Raw genomic sequence first — 17,398 nt, 5'->3', positions numbered from 1 at the left:
AAACGGGGGGAGAATTATGGAAATTACCAAAGAGAAATTGCTGGGCTTTTATGAAACTATGCTCACCATCAGAGCGTTTGAGAACAAAGCGGTAGAGTTGTTCGCTGATAATCAACTGCCGGGGTTCGTGCATTTGTACCTGGGGGAAGAGGCGGTTGCCACCGGTGTCTGCGGCAGCCTGACCGATAAGGACTATATTACCAGTACCCACCGGGGCCATGGGCATTTGCTGGCCAAAGGCGGCAAGGTTGACCTGATGATGGCCGAATTGTTCGGCAAGGCCACCGGCTACTGCAAGGGCAAAGGCGGTTCCATGCATATTGCCGATGTTGAACTGGGGATTCTGGGCGCTAACGGCATTGTCGGCGCCGGCCAGCCGATCTCGGCCGGGGCGGCCTTTGCCTGTCAGTATAAAAAGACCGATGCTGTAGCCGTATGCTTCTTTGGCGATGGCGCATCCAACCGCGGTACTTTCCATGAGGCGCTGAATATGGCTTCCATCTGGAAGCTGCCGCTGGTGTTTGTTTGTGAAAATAACATGTACGGTATTTCCAATTGCCAGCGAAATCACATGCAGATTACCGATGTCTCGGACCGGGCCGGCGCTTACGGCATCCCGGGGGTGACCGTGGACGGCAATGATGTGATTGCTGTGTACGAAGCGGCGGCGGCGGCGATTGCCCGGGCCAGAAAAGGCGACGGCCCCAGTTTGATTGAATGCAAGACCTGGAGATGGCGCGGCCATTTTGAGGGTGATCCCGGCGCTTATAAGGATCCGGCCGAACAGGAAGCGTGGCTGGAGAAAGATCCCATTCCCCGCTTTGCCCGCAAGCTGGTGGAGCTTACCTATGCCAGCAGTGCGGAATTAGATGAAATCAAGGCCAAAGTGGACGCTCAGATTGCGGCGGCTATTAAATTCTCGCAAGACAGTCCGTATCCTGCCCCGGAAGACGCTTTAACCGACGTATACGCGGAATAACCGCAAGGAAGAGAGGGTGAAAAACGATGACAGAAATGACTTATGCTGAGGCGATTAGAGACGGGATGCGCGTGGAAATGCAAAGAGACCCCAATGTTTTTATCTGGGGCGAGGATGTAGCCGGATTTGGCGGCTGCTTTGGCGTAACCGGCAATTTATATACCGAATTCCCCGGGCGGGTGATCGACACCCCGATTAGTGAAACAGCCATTGTCGGCGCGGCTGTCGGCGCGGCCGCCGCCGGTCTGCGGCCGATTGCCGAGATTATGTTTGTGGATTTTATGGGGGTTTGTCTGGATGAGTTATTCAATCAGGCGGCAAAGATGCATTATATGTTTGGCGGCAAGGCTAAAATCCCGCTGGTGCTCCGAACTCCCTGCGGCGCCGGTATGGGTGCCGCCGCGCAGCATTCGCAGTCCCTGGAAGCCTGGTTTACGCATATACCCGGCGTAAAAACGGTAATGCCCTCGACCCCGGCCGATGCCAAGGGCCTGATGGCGGCTGCGGTCCGGGACAATAATCCGGTCATGTATATCGAACATAAGCAGCTGTTTGGCCTTAAAGGCGATGTACCGGAGGGCGAGTATGTGATTCCCCTTGGCAAGGCCGATATCAAGAAGGCCGGCTCTGACGTCACGATTGTGGCCTGGTCCTGGATGGTGCAAAAAGCCCTGGCAGCGGCCGAAGCACTGGCCGGGGAGGGAATTAACGCCGAGGTGCTTGACCCCCGTACCCTGATCCCGCTTGATACCGACAGCATCTTACAGTCAGTAGGCCGGACCGGCAGGCTGGTTATCGTGCATGAAGCGGTTAAAACCGGCGGCTTTGGCGGCGAAATCGCCGCTATGGTGGCCGAAGAGGGCCTGGATCTGCTGGACGGGCCGATTAAGCGGGTGGCTATGCCTTTTACCCCGATTCCCTTCAGCCCGGCCCTGGAGAGTATCGTCATACCCAGTGAAGATCAAATCGTGGCTGCCGTTAAAAGCCTGTTCTAAGCAGCCGGCAAGGTGGTGAGGCGGTATGGGGCATGTCGGCATCATTGCGAATCCGGCATCAGGTAAGGATATCCGGCGGCTGGTGGCGTACGGAACGGTTGTGGATAATCAGGAAAAAGTGAATATTGTCCGGCGGCTTATCCTCAGTCTGGCGGCCGCCGGGGTTACCAAGATTACCTATATGCCGGAGTATTATGGCATTGTCCCGGCTGCGGCGGCGAGTATCTGCAGCCGCCACCGGCCGGATCTGGAGCTGGCAGCCGCCGGGATGTGCATGACAGGCACCCAGCAGGACAGCTTTCAGGCCGCCGCCATTATGGCCCAGGGCGGGGCTGGCTGTTTGATTACGCTGGGCGGTGACGGCACGAACCGCATGGTGGCCAAGGGCTGCGGGGCTGTGCCTTTGCTGCCGATTTCCACGGGCACGAACAATGTGTTTCCCACACTGGTCGAAGGCACAATTGCCGGTTTGGCGGCCGCTGTTGTGGCCACCGGCCTGGTAAGGGGGGCGCCGGCGATACAACCGAGCAAGAAGCTTAACATTTATAAGAATGGCCGGCTGGCCGACAGTGCGATTGTTGACGCGGTTGTGCTTAATGAAGCCTTTATCGGCTCGCGGGCAGTCTGGGATGCCGCCAAGATCAGACGGATTATCGTGACCAGAGGCGAGCCGCATAATATCGGCATAGCGGCCATTGCCGGCAATCTGGTGCCGGTGACGCCCGCTGAGCCCAGGGGGGCCGCTATTGAAGTGGGTCCGGGCCGCCTGCAGGTGCGCGCGCCGATTGCCCCCGGCCTGATCGAACAGGTACCGGTCCAAAATTATGGCTATATCCGGCTTGGCCAGGTTATTGAGGTCAGCGGAGCCGGTGTTATTGCTTTGGACGGCGAGCGGGAGGTGGAGATCCGGGCCGGCGACCGGGCGCAGATTGAGCTGACTTTTGACGGGCCTAACGTAATCGACGCCGCCGCGGCGCTGCGCCTGGCTGTCGCCGGCGGCTACAGTAAGTTCAACAACAAGGTAAACCCAGTTCACGATGAGGAGGAGCAGTAATGGCCATAGAGATTAATATGCCGAAACTAGGCTTGTCCATGAAAGAAGGTACTGTAGGCAAATGGCTGGTCAATGAAGGGGACCCGGTCAAAAAGGGCGATGCCCTGCTGGAGGTCATGACCGATAAGATTGCCAATAAAATTGACGCCCCGGCCGATGGGGTTTTGCTAAAAATTGTTGCCAATAAGAAAGCAAAACTGCCGATCGGCGGTCTGCTGGGGGTTATTGGCAAGGCCGGCGAAGATATCGGCGAGCTGCTGCGAGCTGCCGCCGACAGTACCGCTAAAGCGGCGCCGGCCGCTAAGGCCGCCGGCGGGCAGCCGGCCAGGAAAGCCGTGGCCGCCGTACCCGGCGCCAAAGTGAAAATTTCCCCGGCCGCCCGGGCGCTGGCCCAGGCCAATGGCCTTGATTATACTGTGATTGCCGGCACCGGGCCGGAAGGACGGATTGTCAGGGAAGACATCGAACAGGCGATTGCCAATGCTGCCGCCGACACCGACGACCGCGCTGTCCTGGAGGTTATTCCGTATGAGGGCATGCGCCAGGCAATTGGTGAAAATATGGCCAACAGCTGGACCGTAGCGCCGAAGGTTACGCATCATGCGGGGGTGGACATCGCCGCATTGCAGGCTTTGCGGGCCACCATAAATGCCGAGGTTAAGGATACCGAGAAGATCTCCGTCACCGATATCCTGGTAAAAGCGGTGGCGAAAGCGCTGCAGGCTCACCCCCGGCTTAACTCGACCCTGCGCGGGGAGGAAATCCGGGTTTTGCAGGATATCCATATCGGGGTGGCGATTGCGATTCCCGCCGGACTAGTCGTCCCGGTCGTTAGGAACGCCAATCAAAAAAGCCTGGCTGATGTCAGCCGGGAGATTAAGGATTTTGCCAAACGGGCCCGGAAAAACAAGCTGGACCCGGCCGAGATGACCGGTGGCACCTTTACCATTACTAATCTGGGCGGCTATGGGTCGGTCGATTATTTTACACCTATTATCAATCAGCCGGAGTCGGCCATCCTGGGGGTTGGGCGGACGGTCCGGCAGCCGGCTGTTCAGGGCGAACAGATTGTCATCAAACCCATCATGGGCCTGTCGCTGGCCTTTGATCACCGGGTGATTGACGGCGCGCCGGCGGCGGAATTCCTGGCCTTATTGATTAAACTGATTGAACAGCCCTATAAAATCTTTATTTAATTTTAACAAAATAAAAGGAAAAGGCAGGGAGATACAATGGCAGGAGATTGCATGGATTTAGTGAGTGAACTACAGGCGGGAATGGGTCAGCTCCAGGCGGAGAGCCCGGAACTGATGGCCGCGTTCGTGCAGATGGATCAGGCCGCCTATGTGGAAGGGGAATTAGAACGCAAGTACAAAGAACTGATCGGTATCGGCATCGCCCTGGCCGTACGCTGCGAATACTGCATGAACATTCATGTAAAAAATGCTTTGGCGGAGGGAGCCACCCGGGAGGAAATCCTGGAAGCCGCCGCCGTTGCCGTAGCTTTTGGCGGGTCACCGGCTATGGCTTACCTGTCCACTACGCTTATGAAAGCGCTTGACGCGTTTGAATAATGGCTAAGACAGCCGGCAGGCCTACGGACAGACCGCCATGGCTCACTTTGCCGGTGCCGGAAGCAGCGGCGCTTGACCGGATGAAAGCCCTGCTGGACCAGGGACGGCTGCATACCGTATGTGAGAGCGCCGACTGTCCCAATATCGGCGAATGCTTTGGCAATAAGACCTGTACGTTCATGATTTTGGGCAGCCGCTGCACCCGGAATTGCCGTTTTTGCGCCGTGACCCACGGCTGCCCGGAGGCGGTGGACCCCGATGAACCGCAGCTGCTGGCAGCGGCCGCCAGGCAGTTAGGGTTACAGCATGTGGTGATTACATCGGTGACCCGGGATGATCTCGCCGACGGCGGGGCCGGGCAGTTTGCGGCCGCTATCGGGGCGGTAAGGGCCCAGCTGCCTCAGGCCGCCGTCGAGGTGCTGATTCCGGATTTTAAAGGCAGCCTGCGGGCCCTGCAAACCGTGCTCCAGGCTACCCCCAATATCCTTAACCATAACCTGGAAACCGTTCCCAGACTGTACCCGGTTGTCAGACCGCAGGCGGTCTATTCGCGCTCACTGGCATTGCTTAACCGGGCCAGCCGGGCGGGAAACGGGATAGTGTCCAAGTCAGGCCTGATGCTGGGCCTGGGTGAGGAAATCGCGGAAGTCGTCGCAGTAATGCAGGATTTGTATGACTGCGGCTGTAAAATGCTGACCCTCGGACAGTATCTCAGCCCGTCACCGGCTCATTTGCCTGTTGAGGAATACATACCGCCGGCTGTGTTTGCCGAGCTGGCCCGGACTGCGCAAACAATCGGCTTTTGGCAGGTCAGCGCCGGACCGATGGTGCGCAGTTCCTACCACGCCGGGTACTCTTTTGCCGGGCTGGCCCGGACTTGATCAGCCTATTACCAATCGTATTCAGAGGAGGGATGGCAATGCTTAAAGCAGCTTTTATCTTTATTGCGCCTGAGGCGGACAGCAGGCAGCACCGGGCGGTGATCGCCACCCCGGCAGTGGAATTGACTGTTGTCGGGGTGCGTGATATCCGGTCGTCCGTTGCGGCCGTGGCAGAGCTTGTTGGCCAAGGCATAGAGGCGATTGAATTATGCGGCGGCTTCGGGCATGAGGGGGTGGCGGCCGTTAAAAAGGCTGCGCAGCAGCGGGCGGTTGTCGGTGTAGTGCGGTTTGATATCCACCCCGGGCTGGCAGGAAAAAGCGGCGATGATGTCTTTTGAGCAGGCGGCTTGAACGCAACGCCTGTGACTTAGTCCTGTTAGGGCGCCGGCCTTATGGCGAGGTCTGGCAATTGCAACAGGCGGTTGCGGCGGCCCGCCGCCAGGGCCGGGGCCGCGATACCCTGCTGCTGGTCGAGCATCTGCCTGTGTATACGCTGGGCAGGTCCGGCAGCCGGGGCAATATTAAGCTTACCGGCGAGGCCCTGCAGGCACGGGGGCTTGAGGTCATCGAGGTCGACCGGGGCGGGGATGTCACGTATCATGGCCCCGGTCAGCTGGTAGGGTACCCGATATTGGACCTCCGGGGCTACCAACAGGACCTGCACTGCTACACCCGGATGCTGGAGGCAGTCCTTATCAGGACACTGGACCAATATGGGATCAAGGGCTTCCGGGAAAATGGCCTGACCGGGGTCTGGACCGGCAGCGGCAAAATAGCCGCCATCGGCATCGGAGCCCGCGGCTGGGTAACGCTGCACGGTTTCGCCCTGAATGTCCGGCCTGACATGAGTTATTTCGGCCTGATTAATCCGTGTGGCCTAACCAATCGCCCGGTTGTGTCGATGCAGGCTTTGGGGGTTGATGTAACCCTGGCTGCAGTCGGCCAAGCGATAGCGGCGCAGTTTGCCGGTGTTTTTGGCGTAGAGTTTTCCGTACATAAGCGTGGCTGCTGGCAAAGCCGGTACGGAGGGCAGTGAATGGACCTATATCGGCTGGGGGCTATACCGTGGGCTGAGACACAGGCGATCTATCATGCCTTGGCGCAAAATGCGCAGGAGGGGCTGGTCATCTGCCGCCCTGCCGGCCGCTGTGTCTGCCTTGGCTTGCATGACGACTTGGCGCAGGAGGTCAACACCGGCTACTGCCGGGAGCATAATATACCGATTATCAGGCGGGATATCGGCGGCGGCATGGTGCTGCTGGCCGAGGAACAGATCTTTTTTCAATTGGTGCTGCGGGCCGGCAATCCGCTGTTAACAGGACGGCGCGAGGCATTTTTTGTTCAGTTTCTACAACCGGCCATAAAAACATTAGCCGATTTTGCGATCAGGGCCGCAATTAAGCTGCCGGCCGATCTTGTGGTGGACGGCAAAAAAATTTCCGGCAACGGCGCCGGCGATATCAATGGCTTTTCCGTGTATACCGGCAATATTCTGCTGGCCTTTGACCGCACGGCCATGGCCAATGTTCTGCAGGTGCCCGGCAGCCGGTTTCGCGAGCAGCTCCGGTTGTCGATGGCGCGGTATTTAACCTCGATGAGTGAGGAACTTGGCTACATGCCGGACTATAGGGCCGTGGAAGACAGACTGGTTTATCATTTCTCAGCCTGGCTTGATCTCCGGCGGGGTGAATACTCGCCGGCGCTGCAGCAAGCCGTCAGTCAGGCGGTGCAGTATCTGACCAGCCCGGAGTTTCTACAGCTGCCCGGCAAGCAGACCCGGGTGCGTCAGGTAAAGGTCAATGAAGGCACTTATGTACGCCTGCATCGGTTTCCCCAATGCCTTAAGAGTACGGTTGCCGGCCAATGCGGCTGCGGCAGCAGGCGGGGCGGACCCTGCACAGGGTATGCTGTCCTGGTGATTCAAAATAATAAAATTGTTGCCTTCGAGAGCCAGGAGCTACCCTGCCTGGAGCCATATAAACTGTCTGCGCTGGCAGCCTGTCTTATTGGCAGCTGCTGGCAGGAGCCTGCTGTCAGGCTGGCCCTGACGCAGTGGTTCCGCCGGGATGACAACGGCGCAGTCCGGGTTTTTAAGGAGATATTAATTGACTGGATATTAGCCAGACAGGAATAGGGAGTGATTTGTTAGTGGCACAGTATGAGATTCCCCAGGGGCTTTATTATACACGGGATCATGCCTGGGTAAAGGTGGAGGACAACACAATCCGGCTGGGCATTACCGACTTTATGCAAAAACTGGCGGGAGAGATTACCTTTATCCGGATTCCCCGGGTTGGCAAAACTCTTGCGGCCGGGGCAACGCTCAGCTCGATCCAGTCCGGGAAGTGGGCCGGCAAGATTCAGGTGCCGATGGCGGGCAAGGTGCTGGCGGCCAACAGCGAACTGCCGGCTAATCCTAAGCTGTTAAACAGCGACAGTTACGGCGCGGGCTGGATTTGCGTTATGGAACCCGATGATCTGGCGGCCGGGCTGCAAACGCTGATTCATGGCGACGACGCCGACAAATTTTTTACCGAGGAACATGCAAAGTTTGCAAAACCAGAGTAGTACCTTGTCAGCTCTAAAACAGTAGAATAATGGCGAGGCTATTTTTTGCAAATCAAGGCGGAGGAGGGAGGCATACCGGACGTATGCCGACTGACGACAACGAAGAGTTGCGGAAAATAGACCGTCAGTATTCACTGAATTAGGGCTGACAAGGTAGTAGCTTAACCGCTAAATCCAACCTTTTCCCAGGAAGGAGCATCAATATGAACGCGCAAACACTGGCAAGCTTAAAGCAAACCTTCGGCGACCGTGCTACTGACGATAGCTTCGAGCGCAGTTTTTATGAGCGGGATCTGGCGCCTGTACCGGATTTTTTAGTTAAACCCCTGGCCGCTACCCTGCCGGATATTGTCATCAGGCCCCAAACCACGGCCGAAGTAGCCTATATTGTTAAGACGGCTGCGGAGCAACAGATTCCGGTAACCACCAGGGCGGGGGGCTCTACTGTTTACTTCAACACAGTATGTACACAGAAGGGCATCGTTGTCGACGTAAACGGCATGGACGGCCTGCTGGCCGTGGACAGGGAGAACAACCTTGTCCGGGTGGGGGCCGGCCTGACCTGGTGGAACCTGGAACGGGCGTTAAACCGGGTTGGCCTGGCTGTCTGCTCCTATCCGAGCAGCGCCCAGTCCGCTACGGTCGGCGGCTGGCTGGTAATGATGGGCTATGGGCTGGGCAGTTTGAAATACGGTCCGGTAATCGAGCAGGTTATTTCCGCCCAGGTAGTTTTGCCTGACGGCAGTGTCAGGGAATTAAACAAAACAAGTCAGCCGCCGCTTGCCTGGCTGGCCGCCTCGGAGGGGACGCTGGGCATTGTCACCGCAGTGGAATTGCAGGTGCGCCCCTGTCCGGCAACCGAGTGGCATGGTTTGGCCGCCTTCCCCGATGCCGGGAAAATGCAGCGTTTTATTGAGCAGGCTGCAGCCTTGCCCAATAAACCCTTTAATCTGCATTTCAGTGACCCGGGCTGCAACTCGCTCCGGCAGCGGCTGGGGCTGGCAAGCGAGCGGGCCGCCGCTGCCTACACGGTGGCTTTCGACGGGGACGGCACCACAGCGGAAACGGAGGCGCTGCGTCTGGCTTATTACCGCTGTTTGCAGGCGGCAGACGGCAGTGATCTGGGGGAAGAAGCGGAGCACGAATGGCAGCACCGGTTCTGTTCTTTGGTACTAAAACGGGAAGGCCCGTCCTTGCTGGGAGCAGAAATCTGGCTGCCCCTTCAGAGCCTGACCGGCTATTTGGCCGCCATGGCGGCTTTTGCAGGGAAACAGGGCCTGGGCCTAACAAGCTATGGGCATATCGTATCAGCAAGACACGCGATGGTCATGACCATGTTCAATGCCGATGAACGGGATACGCTGGGCTATTTGCAGGGCCTGGCTTTAGTAAAAAAACTGCATGATATTGGCGCCCGCCATGGCGGTATTCCCTATGGCATCGGCCTGTGGAACACACCGTATCTGCGCCGGTGCCAATCGCCGGCGGAGCTGGCCGAACTCAAACGGCGGAAGCAACTGCTTGATCCCCGCAACATCATGAACCCCGGCAAACGATATCAGCCCCCTCTGCTGCTGCAGCCGGCGCTGTTTGGCCTGAGCATGGATTTGCTGGCAGCCACCAGATTACTGTACAGGGGCAGGACCGGGAGGGAACAGCTATGAGCAGCGGCAGCTTTTATAAAAGCTTGATTGACGAATCCCTGATCTGCGGCCGGTGCGGCAATTGCCGCAGCGACTGCCCGGTATACCGGGAAATCGGCTGGGAGTCGGCGGCGCCACGGGCTAAGATTTCGCTGGCGCGCGAGTTGTTTGCCAGAAAAGGCGCTGGCAAGATCAGCGAGGAGTATGCCAAGCGCATTACCCAGTGCACCCTGTGCGGGGCCTGTACCCGGGCCTGTGCCGCCAGGATCGAGCTGCAAAGCCTGTGGCAGGACCTGCGGGCCAGCCTGGTCACAGCCGGTAAAGCGCCTGCGGCTTATAACGCGATGGCCGAAAACCTGAACAGCAGGCGGAATATATCTACCTTCGCCAACGCCACCAGGCTGGACTGGGCTGAAGACCTTGATGAGGTGCCGGATTATCTTGACCGGGAGCAGGGGGCCGAAGTCGCCTATTTTGTTGGCTGTGTATCCTCTTTTTTCCCCCGGGCCGCGCAAGTGCCGGTGGCCATGGTGCAATTGCTGGCCAAAGCACAAGTCAGCATTACGACCCTGGGCCCGGAAGAATGGTGCTGCGGTTTTCCCCTGCTGGCTGCCGGACACGGGGCGGAGATCGCTGCGTTTGCCCGGCATAATGTGGAAAAGGTGCGGCAGCTGGGCGCGAAAACCCTGGTTACCGGCTGTGCCTCCTGTTATCATGTGTGGAGCCATGTTTACCCGGCGATTTTGGGCGAGCCGCCGGGGTTCCGGCTGGTGCACGCGACCGAAATGTTGTCAGAGCTGATCCAGGCGGGGCAATTAGTTCCCCGGGAACTGGCGGAAACGGTTACTTATCACGACCCCTGTGATTTGGGGCGCAACAGCGGGGTTATCGATGCACCGCGCGCGATCATTAACAGTATCCCCGGCATTCGGTTTAGGGAAATGGCCACTCATGGCGATGAATCCACCTGCTGCGGCGGCGGCGGGAATTTGCAGGGAGCCGACCAGGGGCTGGCGGAGGCGATAGCCTGCAAACGTATCCGGGAAGCTGCGGCCACCAAGGCCTCGATTGTCGTATCAGCCTGTCAGCAGTGTGAGCAGATGCTGGAGAAGGCGGCAAGAACAGAAAAGCTGCCTGTGCAGGTGATGGATGTGGCCGAATTATTGTTAATGGCGGTCGAAGGGGAGTCTTGACAGGGAAGAAAGGGAGTGCGACCGATGGCGGCAATTACGGAAAATTTTCCGGAAGACCTATTGTATGATACCCATTACCAGTGGATTAAAAAAACGGGCAATAAGATTGTATTCGGCCTGACTCCTTATGGCCATGGGATCACCGGTGATGTTTTATATCTGGCTTTGCCACCGGTGGGAACAGCGGTGGCGGGCGGCGGCGCCTGCGGGTCGCTGGAGGCGGGAAAATGGGTGGGCCGTGTCTATGCCCCGGCCAGCGGCAGGATAACCAGCGTCAATGAAACCGTGCTTGGCAGCCCGGCGCTTATCAGCCGGTCGCCTTATACCTGCTGGTTTGCCGAGATTGAACTGTCCCGGCCGGAAGAGCTGGGTAAGCTGATGGCGGCGGCCGGTTTGCGCAGCTGGCTGGCCGAGGAAATGAAAGCAAATGCCTAGGGTGGATAACGGTACCGCTTTCCGGGTTCTGGATTCTGCACCCTGCAGCGCGGCTGAACACATGGCGCTGGATGAGGTGATCATAGGTGCCCACAGTCAGGGCCATATTCCCAATACGCTGCGGTTTTTGCAGTTTAACCCCTGCGTGCTGGTGGGGGCGTTTCAAAACACGCTGTTAGAGGTAAATGTTCCCTATTGTCAGCATCATGGCATTGATATAAACCGGCGGATTACCGGCGGCGGCAGCCTGTACTGGGGCCGGCGGGAAATCGGCTGGGAACTGTATGCCGGTAAAAATACCCCCGGCATTCCCCGGCAGGTAGAAGGGATGTACCGCCTGTTATGTGAAGCAATGGCCCGGGGGCTCGGGACCCTGGGCCTGGCGGCGGCCTATAGGCCGGTCAACGATATCGAGATCCAGGGCCGCAAAATCGCCGGGACCGGCGGCACGGAATTAGCTGCATCTTTTGTATTCCAGTGCAGTTTGCTGGTTGATTTTGATGTGGAGCAAATGCTGCGGGTTTTGCGGCTTCCCCTGGAAAAACTGAGTGACAAGGCCGTCAAATCCATGCGGGAGCGGGTAACTTCGCTCCAAGAGCAGCTAGGGTATGTCCCGGAAGCCAGTTTGATTAAGCACGCCATTATAACCGGTTTACAGAAAACCCTGGGGTATGATTTTACCGCCGGCGGCCTTACTTCGCTGGAAACAGACAGGCTTAGCGAGTATTTGCCGTACTTTCAGAGTGAGGACTGGATTTACGGCAACGCCGGCAGGGTAGTGAATACGGTGGATTGCCTGGCCAATTATAAGGCGCCGGGCGGCCTGATCCGGATTCAGATGCGGTTGGATGAAGGGTTCCGCGTCATCAAATATCTGTTTATCAGCGGTGACTTTTTTGCGTATCCGGCCCGGGTGATCAACGACCTGGAAACGGCTTTGAAAAATACGCCTGTCGACAGGTCGCGGATCGCTGACCGGATTAGAAATTTTTTTCTTGCCAATCAGGCCCAGATTCCCGGTGTTTCGCCTGAACACTTTGTGGAGGCCGTCCTGCTGGCCGTGACGAAGGCCAGAGCAGTTCACCCGGTCGGGAACGGCCTGGCGGAGGGTAGCTGTGAACCCAACAGCTGAATACTATGATGTGGCCGTCGTCGGGGCGGGGCCGGCGGGCTGCATGGCGGCAAGGCGACTGGGGCAGGCGGGGCTGAAGGTGCTGCTGGTTGAACAGCGCCGGGTTATTGGCAGCCCTGTCCAGTGCGCGGAGTTCGTTCCCCTTGCTATTACGCGCCACACCGCTGTGCGCGCCGCCGATATAGCCCAGCCTGTCCAGGGAATAAAAACCTTTATCAACGGTGAACCGGTAAGTACCCTTCGCGCCCCGGGGTTTGTGCTGAACCGGGGGCTGTGGGATGCCTATCAGGCCCGGCTGGCACAGGCCGCCGGCGCCACCATTATGGCCGCAACCCGGGTGAGCGGTATTGACGGCAGGAAACTGACCCTGATAAGCGGCGCCCGGTCGCGGGAGCTTAGGGCCGGTTTTATTCTTGGCTGCGATGGCCCCCGCTCTGTCGTCAGCCAAGGGTTAGGCAATGAACCCCAGGCGATGTGCGTTGCCCTGCAGGCGGAAAGGCTGCTTGCCAAGCCGCTGGCCCAGGCTGAGATTTACTTTGACCCGGCCTATTACGGCGGCTATGGCTGGGTTTTTCCCAAAGGCAAAACCGCCAATGTCGGCGTGGCTATTCATGGCGGCTGTAAAGATAAATTAAAATACGCCTTGGCCGATTTCTGCCGCAAGATTAGCCGCAGGGGGACCATACAGGCCGGGCCGCCTTCCGTGTCAGCCGGCGGCTTGATCCCGGCCGGCGGCCTGGTAAAAAATCTGGCCAAGGACCATCTGCTGGTAGCCGGTGACGCAGCCGGCTGTACTCACCCCATTACCGGGGCCGGCATTATGAATGCTGTCGTCAGCGGGGAGCTGGCGGCCAGGGCGGTGGTGCGGCAAGCCGGCCGCAATGGCGGCGGCGAGCCGCTTGCCAGGAGCTACCCGGACCTGTTGCTGGCCGAGTACGGGACGCAGTTTGCTATCGCCGGTGACCGGCTGCTGCGCCGTAACCAGGGCTGGACAGATGACCCGGAGGCCTTCAGCACGCTCATACGGCGCAGCTGGATTGCTTTTCCCGAATACTACCGGCAACAGTGAAGTTTACAGAACAAACGATTTGACGTGGAGGGGGTTCCGGTCCATGGACAATATTGGCAGACAGGAAAGCCCGGATTATGTGCAGACCAGCCTGGCCGGCGCGATGGCGCTGGGGCTGGAGCCAGGCAGCTTCTACCGTAACGCCTATCCGGGCAGCCTGAATCTATTAATGACCTATCAGGACGGCTGCCGGGCCAATTGCAGCTATTGCGGGCTGGCCAGAGAACGGTGGGCCGAACCTGATAAAAATACCTTTATTAGAGTAAAATGGCCGGTCTACGCACTGGCGGATATCATTGATATTTTACTGCAGCCGCCGCAGGCTGCGGCCGCTAAAGTGCAAAAACTGGGCCGGATTTGTATATCGATGATTACTCACCCCCGGGCGGCGGCTGACTGCATTGCAATAGTCAAACAGTTACAGGCCGCAAGCCAGTTACCGGTTAGCGTCCTGGCCTCGCCCACCAGCTTGCCGGCGGCGGGGGCTTTCTTTCAGGCGGTTAAAGCCGCCGGGGCCGACCGGGTGGGGATAGCGGTCGATGCGGCAACGGCGGCCTTGTTTTCCGCCCTGCGGGGGCCGGCGGCAGGCGGACCCCACCGGTGGGAGACCTACTGGGAGGCAATCGAACAAGCGGTTAGGGTGTTTGGCTCCGGCCAGGTCAGCGTGCACCTGATTGTCGGGCTGGGCGAGACGGAACAGGCGATGGTACAGGCCATCGACAGGGCAAACCAATATGGGGCGCAGGCCCACTTGTTTTCGTTCTGTCCGGAGCCCGGCAGCCGGCTGGGGAACTGCAAGCCGCCGGCCTACGGTCAGTACCGGCGCATTCAGCTGGCGGCCTACCTGCTGAATAACAGGCACAGTACCAGCGACGCCTTTGCCTTTAACAGCCGCGGGAAAATCATTGGCTATGGCCGCCGGCTGCAGGAACTGCTGGGCGATGATCTGGCCGCCGGCGAGCCGTTCCGAACCTCAGGCTGCCCCAACCGGGAGGGCTGTGTGGCCTGCAACCGGCCGTACGGCAATGAGCGGCCAGGCCCTGATTTGCGCAATTACCCGTTCCCGCCGGCAGCCGGGGATATTGATATCATTAAGGGGCAGATCTGGGATGAATAAGATTGCCTTTTATGCGCCGGGCGTACGGCATTATGACAATGGCTTATACCAAAATCACGCGCACTCTTTTGTTAACATAAGTATCACCGGTTCTGCCTGTCAATGCCGCTGCGAGCACTGCCGGGGCCAGCTGCTCAATACCATGGCGGCCGCCACCGAACCCGAACTGTTAATAGAACTGGCCGCTGATCTGCGCCGGCGCGGCTGCCGCGGTGTGTTGATCAGCGGCGGGGCCTGCCGGGACGGCAGTGTGCCGCTACAGCGTTTTACCGGGGCCCTGAAAGAGATTGCCGCCATGGGATTGGCCGTTGTGGTCCATCCGGGGCTGCTGACCGGTGAACTGGCCCAGGCACTGGCGCAGGCTGCAGTAGCGCGGGTCGCCCTGGATCTAATCGGGGACCGGGCCACGATCCGTGAGGTATACCACCTGGCGCGCACCCCCCAGGACTATCAAAACAGTTTGCGCGCCGCCCGGCTGGCCGGTCTGAAAGCCTCGCCGCATATTGTTATCGGTCTTCATTACGGTGAAATCCGCGGCGAATATGAAGCGTTGAAGATGGTTGCGGCCGAGGGGGCGGAAAGTTTGGTCCTGGTACTATTGAATCCCCTGCAGAATACCCCCATGGGGGCGGTTGTTCCCCCGCCGGCCGAGTCGGTAGCCAGGGTTTTCCAGGCTGCCCGGGAGCTGTTGCCGGATATCCCACTGGCCTTGGGCTGTGCCCGCCCGCCGGGGCTATACGCCCGGACGGTGGAGCGGCTGGCAGTGGATGCCGGGTTTAACGCCATTGCCTATCCGGCCCGTGAAACTGTGGATTATGTATATTCCCTCGGCTATACCGTGACCTATCAGGAAACCTGCTGCGGCCTGCCGGCCTAAGTAAGGAAATAGATGCCTTGGCATTGCGGCGCGGCAATTGACTGGAGAATCCCGGCTGCGGACAGCGCAGCCGGGACATTGGCAAGGAGGGCAAAAGATGAGACCGGTGCAGGTAATCGACACAGGCGCGCAAACCGGGGCGCAGAATATGGCTTTGGCTAAAGCTTTGTTACAGGCCGGCCAGGAACAGTTAATTCCCGATACGCTCCGTTTTTATCAATTTACGTCTGACTGTGTTTTGCTTGGTTACTATCAAACCGCCGCCCAGGAGGTCAGGCTCAATTTTTGCCGCGAGCAGGGGATTGAGGTTAATCGCCGTTTGGCCGGCGGCAATACGGTGTATTGCGATGAGTCAACCCTTGGCTGGGAGGTTGTGGTGTATCGTGCCGGCGTAGCTGCCGGTGAACAGCTGGCGGCACTGACGCTGCAGCTTGGTGCTGGTATTGCCCGGGGGCTTGCCCGGCTGGGAGTATCTGCCCACTACCGGCATCCCGGCGCCGTAACCGTGACCGGCCGGGAGCTTGGCTGGCTTGGCGGCACCCGCCAGGGGAACGCGGTTTTGTATCAAGGCTGCGTTCGCGTTGCCGATGTTAATATAGAGAGGATGCTGTATGCCCTGCGCATTCCTACGGAAAAGTTAAAAAACAAAGAGCTGGCCCTGTTTGGCCAAAGGTGTACCAGCCTTGCGGGAGTGCTCGGCCGGCCGCCGCTGCCGGCTGACATCAAAGCGGCGATTGTTGCCGGTTTTTGCGAGGTCTTTCAGGCTGCGGCCATACCGGGGCGCCTCACAGCTGTCGCCGGCAGCTTTTATCCGCCGGCCTATGCCGAGACCTCCTCGCCGGCCTGGGTAGACGGTCCGGCTGAGGTTCTTACGCCGGGCTGTTATAAGCTGCGGGCAACGGCCAAGGAACAGGCTGCACTCACGGTTTCGCTGGCATTGGATGGGCAGCGGCAACAACTTGAGGCTGTCGCCATCGCCGGCGACTTTTCTGCTTATCCCCTGGCAGTAATCGCAGAACTGGAGGCCGGTTTATGCGGCATTAAGGCCGACCCGGAGGTAATAAGCACAACCGTGGAGACTTGTTTCCGTAACCATCAGGGCTATGTACCGGGATTATTGCCAGACCACTTTAGTCAAACCATCATCAGGGCGGCCGCCAAGCTGCGCTTTCTTGACTGGGGCGCCTACCCGGAAGAGCTAAACGAGATCACTGTCGTTGGTGACTGGCCGGGCCAAGACTTGTTCGCACAGGCGTCAATTCCCTTGCTTATTCCTTACTGCGCCAAAGACAAAGGCTGCAGCTTCCGTTATACCGAAGGCTGCGGCCGGTGCGGCCAATGTGACACTGGCCATATCTACCGCCTGGCAGACCACTACGGCTTGACGGCAATCACCATTCAGAATTACGAGATGCTTGAGGCACAGCTGGCATTTTTAAAGCAGAATGGCTGCCGGGCTTTTATCGGCACCTGCTGCGAGTCTTTCTGGGTCAAGCACGGCCGGGATTTTGAACGGATTGGCTTACCGGGCATCCTTGTTAATGTTGACAACAGTACGTGCTATGACCTCGGCCAGGCGCAAACAGCGTATCAGGGCCGTTTTGAAAATCAGACCCGCTTAAAAAATGATTTGATCTTGCGGCTTTTGCAGGGACTGGCAAGATATGGCGCGCAAGCAATACCTTGTAGTGGGTAGCTCCATTGGTTACACTCCGGCCGCATTGCCGGAATTTTTTGCCTACCGGAATTTATAAAAAATTCTGTGGACATAAGAACGACGATAACCTACAGGGCATCGTCCGCAAGGACTTGGCACAAGCCGAGTCTTTTCTTGTAGCACCGGTGATCGGCAGGGCTACAGTTATGGATAATTATGGAACA

At 58.4% G+C, this 17,398-nt stretch carries 18 protein-coding genes; all 18 read left to right on the top strand.

Annotated elements, in window-relative coordinates:
- Positions 1-16: 16 nt before the first annotated feature.
- The 18 genes from ACZ481_RS17910 to ACZ481_RS17825 all read left to right on the top strand — a co-directional run bounded on the left by ACZ481_RS17910 (position 17) and on the right by ACZ481_RS17825 (position 17,213).
- Positions 17-979, top strand: coding sequence for a thiamine pyrophosphate-dependent dehydrogenase E1 component subunit alpha (locus tag ACZ481_RS17910; RefSeq protein WP_464766693.1), 963 nt, complete (start codon positions 17-19; stop codon positions 977-979).
- Positions 980-1,005: 26 nt separating this feature from the next.
- Positions 1,006-1,974 carry an alpha-ketoacid dehydrogenase subunit beta gene (locus tag ACZ481_RS17905; RefSeq protein WP_464766692.1) on the top strand — a complete coding sequence of 323 codons (969 nt, stop codon included), beginning with the start codon at positions 1,006-1,008 and terminating at the stop codon, positions 1,972-1,974.
- 25 nt (positions 1,975-1,999) lie between these two features.
- Positions 2,000-3,028: an ATP-NAD kinase family protein gene (locus ACZ481_RS17900; RefSeq protein ID WP_464766691.1), complete on the top strand. Its 1,029-nt coding sequence runs from the start codon at positions 2,000-2,002 to the stop codon at positions 3,026-3,028.
- Positions 3,028-4,224: a dihydrolipoamide acetyltransferase family protein gene (locus tag ACZ481_RS17895; RefSeq protein WP_464766690.1), complete on the top strand. Its 1,197-nt coding sequence runs from the start codon at positions 3,028-3,030 to the stop codon at positions 4,222-4,224. The genes ACZ481_RS17900 and ACZ481_RS17895 overlap by 1 nt, the downstream gene beginning before the upstream one ends.
- A gap of 51 nt (positions 4,225-4,275) precedes the next feature.
- A complete protein-coding gene (locus ACZ481_RS17890) occupies positions 4,276-4,602 on the top strand; it encodes a carboxymuconolactone decarboxylase family protein (RefSeq protein ID WP_464766689.1) in 327 nt (108 codons plus the stop codon).
- A complete protein-coding gene (lipA, locus tag ACZ481_RS17885) occupies positions 4,602-5,483 on the top strand; it encodes a lipoyl synthase (RefSeq protein WP_464766688.1) in 882 nt (293 codons plus the stop codon). The genes ACZ481_RS17890 and lipA overlap by 1 nt, the downstream gene beginning before the upstream one ends.
- A gap of 38 nt (positions 5,484-5,521) precedes the next feature.
- Complete coding sequence (locus tag ACZ481_RS17880; RefSeq protein ID WP_464766687.1) at positions 5,522-5,821, top strand: DUF6506 family protein; 300 nt, start codon at positions 5,522-5,524, stop codon at positions 5,819-5,821.
- Positions 5,818-6,519, top strand: a complete 702-nt coding sequence (gene lipB / locus ACZ481_RS17875; protein ID WP_464766686.1) for a lipoyl(octanoyl) transferase LipB — start codon at positions 5,818-5,820, stop codon at positions 6,517-6,519. The genes ACZ481_RS17880 and lipB overlap by 4 nt, the downstream gene beginning before the upstream one ends.
- Positions 6,520-7,617, top strand: coding sequence for a lipoate--protein ligase family protein (locus tag ACZ481_RS17870; protein WP_464766685.1), 1,098 nt, complete (start codon positions 6,520-6,522; stop codon positions 7,615-7,617). It begins immediately after the preceding gene.
- A gap of 14 nt (positions 7,618-7,631) precedes the next feature.
- The gene (locus ACZ481_RS17865; RefSeq protein ID WP_464766684.1) at positions 7,632-8,051 is read left to right on the top strand and encodes a glycine cleavage system protein H; all 420 of its coding nucleotides are present in this window, start codon (positions 7,632-7,634) and stop codon (positions 8,049-8,051) included.
- A 203-nt stretch (positions 8,052-8,254) separates the two neighbouring features.
- Positions 8,255-9,715, top strand: a complete 1,461-nt coding sequence (locus tag ACZ481_RS17860; protein ID WP_464766683.1) for an FAD-binding oxidoreductase — start codon at positions 8,255-8,257, stop codon at positions 9,713-9,715.
- Positions 9,712-10,887: a (Fe-S)-binding protein gene (locus tag ACZ481_RS17855; protein WP_464766682.1), complete on the top strand. Its 1,176-nt coding sequence runs from the start codon at positions 9,712-9,714 to the stop codon at positions 10,885-10,887. The genes ACZ481_RS17860 and ACZ481_RS17855 overlap by 4 nt, the downstream gene beginning before the upstream one ends.
- Positions 10,888-10,911: 24 nt before the next feature.
- The gene (locus ACZ481_RS17850) at positions 10,912-11,322 is read left to right on the top strand and encodes a glycine cleavage system protein H (RefSeq protein ID WP_464766681.1); all 411 of its coding nucleotides are present in this window, start codon (positions 10,912-10,914) and stop codon (positions 11,320-11,322) included.
- A gap of 1 nt (position 11,323) precedes the next feature.
- Positions 11,324-12,454 (top strand): lipoate--protein ligase, encoded by a 1,131-nt coding sequence (locus tag ACZ481_RS17845; protein WP_464766680.1) that lies wholly within the window; start codon positions 11,324-11,326, stop codon positions 12,452-12,454.
- Entirely contained in the window at positions 12,438-13,523 is a 1,086-nt protein-coding gene (locus ACZ481_RS17840) for a geranylgeranyl reductase family protein (RefSeq protein ID WP_464766679.1), read from the top strand. The genes ACZ481_RS17845 and ACZ481_RS17840 overlap by 17 nt, the downstream gene beginning before the upstream one ends.
- A gap of 43 nt (positions 13,524-13,566) precedes the next feature.
- Complete coding sequence (locus ACZ481_RS17835) at positions 13,567-14,640, top strand: radical SAM protein (RefSeq protein ID WP_464766678.1); 1,074 nt, start codon at positions 13,567-13,569, stop codon at positions 14,638-14,640.
- On the top strand, positions 14,633-15,517 hold the full coding sequence (locus ACZ481_RS17830; protein ID WP_464766677.1) for a radical SAM protein: 885 nt from the start codon (positions 14,633-14,635) through the stop codon (positions 15,515-15,517). The genes ACZ481_RS17835 and ACZ481_RS17830 overlap by 8 nt, the downstream gene beginning before the upstream one ends.
- A gap of 97 nt (positions 15,518-15,614) precedes the next feature.
- Positions 15,615-17,213 carry a lipoyl protein ligase domain-containing protein gene (locus ACZ481_RS17825; protein ID WP_464766676.1) on the top strand — a complete coding sequence of 533 codons (1,599 nt, stop codon included), beginning with the start codon at positions 15,615-15,617 and terminating at the stop codon, positions 17,211-17,213.
- Positions 17,214-17,398 lie beyond the last annotated feature (185 nt).

The organism is Sporomusa intestinalis (genome assembly GCF_055383785.1).
This window is presented reverse-complemented; position numbering and strand designations above follow the sequence as displayed.

What these genes read in the sequence shown, in the direction of transcription:
- ACZ481_RS17830 (WP_464766677.1), top strand. Translation starts at nt 14,633, where the DNA reads ATGAATAAGATTGCCTTTTATGCGCCGGGCGTACGGCATTATGACAAT.
- ACZ481_RS17890 (WP_464766689.1), top strand. Translation starts at nt 4,276, where the DNA reads ATGGATTTAGTGAGTGAACTACAGGCGGGAATGGGTCAGCTCCAGGCG.
- ACZ481_RS17900 (WP_464766691.1), top strand. Translation starts at nt 2,000, where the DNA reads ATGGGGCATGTCGGCATCATTGCGAATCCGGCATCAGGTAAGGATATC.
- ACZ481_RS17880 (WP_464766687.1), top strand. Translation starts at nt 5,522, where the DNA reads ATGCTTAAAGCAGCTTTTATCTTTATTGCGCCTGAGGCGGACAGCAGG.
- ACZ481_RS17860 (WP_464766683.1), top strand. Translation starts at nt 8,255, where the DNA reads ATGAACGCGCAAACACTGGCAAGCTTAAAGCAAACCTTCGGCGACCGT.
- lipA (WP_464766688.1), top strand. Translation starts at nt 4,602, where the DNA reads ATGGCTAAGACAGCCGGCAGGCCTACGGACAGACCGCCATGGCTCACT.
- ACZ481_RS17855 (WP_464766682.1), top strand. Translation starts at nt 9,712, where the DNA reads ATGAGCAGCGGCAGCTTTTATAAAAGCTTGATTGACGAATCCCTGATC.
- ACZ481_RS17850 (WP_464766681.1), top strand. Translation starts at nt 10,912, where the DNA reads ATGGCGGCAATTACGGAAAATTTTCCGGAAGACCTATTGTATGATACC.
- ACZ481_RS17895 (WP_464766690.1), top strand. Translation starts at nt 3,028, where the DNA reads ATGGCCATAGAGATTAATATGCCGAAACTAGGCTTGTCCATGAAAGAA.
- ACZ481_RS17835 (WP_464766678.1), top strand. Translation starts at nt 13,567, where the DNA reads ATGGACAATATTGGCAGACAGGAAAGCCCGGATTATGTGCAGACCAGC.
- ACZ481_RS17825 (WP_464766676.1), top strand. Translation starts at nt 15,615, where the DNA reads ATGAGACCGGTGCAGGTAATCGACACAGGCGCGCAAACCGGGGCGCAG.
- ACZ481_RS17905 (WP_464766692.1), top strand. Translation starts at nt 1,006, where the DNA reads ATGACAGAAATGACTTATGCTGAGGCGATTAGAGACGGGATGCGCGTG.
- ACZ481_RS17870 (WP_464766685.1), top strand. Translation starts at nt 6,520, where the DNA reads ATGGACCTATATCGGCTGGGGGCTATACCGTGGGCTGAGACACAGGCG.
- ACZ481_RS17910 (WP_464766693.1), top strand. Translation starts at nt 17, where the DNA reads ATGGAAATTACCAAAGAGAAATTGCTGGGCTTTTATGAAACTATGCTC.